Here is a 2953-nt window from a genome sequence, read left to right on the forward strand (position 1 = left end):
CTTCTGGTCGTTTTTCAACTACCCAGCCGTTGAGCAATGTTGCAGTTTTTTGCCTTCTTGCTTCGCGCTGGTTAGTAATCTTGTCTAATAAGGTAGGCAGGATAAGAATTATGATAATTTTCAGTAACAATTTTAAGGTCAAATTTATATTTTTAAGTCTTGAAGGGTCGTTAAGAAAATACTTCCACAAAAATCTAGCAGATGCTAAACCTTTTTGTCGATTTAACGGCTTTTGTAGGGCTTTGCAGGTCAGATATTTGTATAAATTTGCTAGGCTTAGATTCCAATTATTCTTAAGTATCGTTCGCCTCTGGTTCGCAAACGAAGGTCTTTCCTTGTACGCTCTCTCAAGCACTTGTAAGCAGGATTTTTCCTGCCTGACAAGATTAGAGGAAACTGAATTAGCACTTATGCGATACAAAATCTGTACAGATGGTACACATATAAAATCAAACTTACAAGCTAATCGCAGCCACATATCCCAATCCTGAGCGGCATTTAGCGATTCATCAAATCCACCTAATTCTATTATTGCTTCTCTACGAATCAAAGGATTGGAGCCATTTTCCAGAAAATTATTTACTAATAGTTTTTCATAAACATCACCATTTACAGTAATATGCGTACCCGAAAGTAAGAATTCACCATTTTCATCGATATAATCAGTCCAGCTATAAGCAACCATTACGCATTCGTTTTCTTGCAGAGCCTGCAACTGGTTTGCCAACTTATCGGCTATCCAAATATCATCTGCATCTAAAAAGCTAACAAATTTTCCCGCAGCATATCTTAGTCCACGGTTACGACTAATATTTCCACCAGAATTTTCGAAGGAAAATATTTTTATTCGAGAGTCTTGAAAATTTGAAATAATTTCTAGCGTTGAGTCTTCTGAACCATCATTGATTACAATTAATTCTAAATCTGAAAAACTTTGATTTAAAACTGACTCAATTGTTTTTTTTATAGTTTTTTCGCTGTTGTAACATGGTATTATTACAGAGATTAGAGTCATATTTTTCTTTTATTAATTGTTATTTTTTCGTCTTTTTTAGTTATCTATTTGACAAAAAACTCCCTAAAATAAAGCTTTAACGAGTAAAAAGGACTCATCATACTAGCCAAATAAAATTCAATTTCAAAAAGAGCAATTAGATTACTTTTAAATTGCCCTCTATACTGAATAAGGTGCCGTAATACTCGGCGTAAATTCCCTAAAATAGTTCTCATAAACACTATTGGTTTTTGCCAATTTTTAGTATTTATCAAACGTAACTGGAAAATACTCCAACCACAGCCACGTGCCAGAGTTAGGAGGTAATCTTTCTCAAGTCGCCAATGTGGTATTTGATGATAAGTATGCATGGTAGGGTTATACCAAATTTGCCAGCCTGCTTTGTGTAAATATAATAGTGGTTCTAAATCTTCACCACCTATCATCGACTTCCCCAGTCTGCCCTTCAAAAACAAGACTTTAGGGACGCTCTCATCCCATGCTTTTTTACGGACAACAAGTGCTGCGCCAGGAGGAAGTCTTAAATTATCCGCATCAAACAAATGTGGATTTGGCCCGTGTTCTGTTATGGCTAAAAAAGTTTGAATTCTTTCAAAATTTTCTGGTGGTTTTACTGCGTATTCAGCATGAATTTGACCGCCATATGCTCCGGCGTGAGGATACTCTTTACCAAAGGCTACAGCTTGTGCAACCCAATCAAGGGCAGGTAGGACATCATCATCCAAAAATCCAATAAGCTGGCTTCCAGCTTCGCGCACAGCCCGCAACCTTGCAAAAGCTGCTCCCTGTTTAGTTTCTAGGAAGTACCTTAAAGGAAAGTTATTACTACAGCTTTTTTGGTAATGCTGAATTAACTCGGCTGTGTTATCCGAACTATTGTTGTCAACAATAATAATTTCCCAATTGAGGTCTTTTACTCCTGTTTGGTTCAAAAGTAGGTCTAAGACCTTAGGTAATCGATCTCTCCCATTATATGTAGGAATAGCTAGAGTAAAGTCTAAAATATTTTCGAGTAATTTATCCATCCTGATTAGCACAATTTATATATTTTTTATTATAATTTTTGATAGCTAATAACTAGTTATTGAGATATCTTTTTTTTAATAGGTAAAAAGGACTGATAAAGCTACTCCTCAATAGTTCAATCTCGCAAGCAGCAATTAAATCACTTTGAAACGTACCTCGATATTTGAGCGCGTAAAGTAGAATTTTGCGTAAATCATTAACTAAATACACTAAACTCATCAGAGGTCTTTGCCAAGGTTGTATTCTCAACATACGAAGGTGATGCCGACTTAAACCCACACAGCGAAATAAACGAATTAAATATTCTCTTTGCAATCGCCATGCTGGGATTTTATGGTAAATACACATTTCTGGGTTGTACCAAATTTCCCAACTTCCTAACTGGATATGTAGTACTGCTTCTAAATCTTCACTAGCTAACCCAGCTTCTCTACCTTTATGATTTAAAACTAGATTTTTAGGAACTGTTCTTTCCCATGCCTGTTTACGAACTACTAAGCCTGCTCCTGGAGGTAGCATTTTCATGTGAGCTTTGTATTCGTGGGGTTCTGTACCTCTCTCGGTAATTGCTAAAAAACAAGCTATTTTCTTAAAGTTTTCCGGTGGTTCAACTTCAAACTCACCATGAACTTGGCTACCATAAGCACCGGCTAAAGGATGCTGCTCACCAAAATTATAAGCTGCTGCTACCCAGGTGGATGTTGGGTAATTGTCATCATCGAGAAAACCTATAAATCTGCCTTTAGCTTCTTCAATTGCTCTTTGTCTAGCGTATGCTGCTCCCTGTTTCGTTTCAAAGAAGTACTTTAGTGGATAAGGATACTGCCAATTTTGTTGAGTTTTTTGAACAACTTTAGCTGTGTTATCAGTGCTGTTGTTGTCTACAACTATAATTTCCCAAGATAAATTTTC

3 protein-coding genes are annotated in these 2953 nt (G+C 36.4%); all 3 read right to left on the bottom strand.

The window, feature by feature from the left end:
* Nucleotides 1-1015, bottom strand: a 1015-nt coding sequence (locus tag VE944_RS03805; protein WP_324972511.1) for a glycosyltransferase, incomplete at its 3' end; no start/stop codon positions are given.
* 44 nt (nt 1016-1059) lie between these two features.
* Nucleotides 1060-2040, bottom strand: a complete 981-nt coding sequence (gene hpsE / locus VE944_RS03810; protein WP_324972515.1) for a hormogonium polysaccharide biosynthesis glycosyltransferase HpsE — start codon at nt 2038-2040, stop codon at nt 1060-1062.
* 52 nt (nt 2041-2092) lie between these two features.
* A partial coding sequence (hpsE, locus tag VE944_RS03815) for a hormogonium polysaccharide biosynthesis glycosyltransferase HpsE (RefSeq protein WP_324972517.1) occupies nt 2093-2953 on the bottom strand: 861 nt, incomplete at its 5' end.

Source organism: Nostoc sp. (assembly GCF_035638895.1).
Taxonomy (GTDB): Bacteria; Cyanobacteriota; Cyanobacteriia; order Cyanobacteriales; family Nostocaceae; genus Nostoc.

Coding starts and splice junctions, on each gene's coding strand:
- hpsE (WP_324972515.1), bottom strand. CDS start 2,040: ATGGATAAATTACTCGAAAATATTTTAGACTTTACTCTAGCTATTCCT.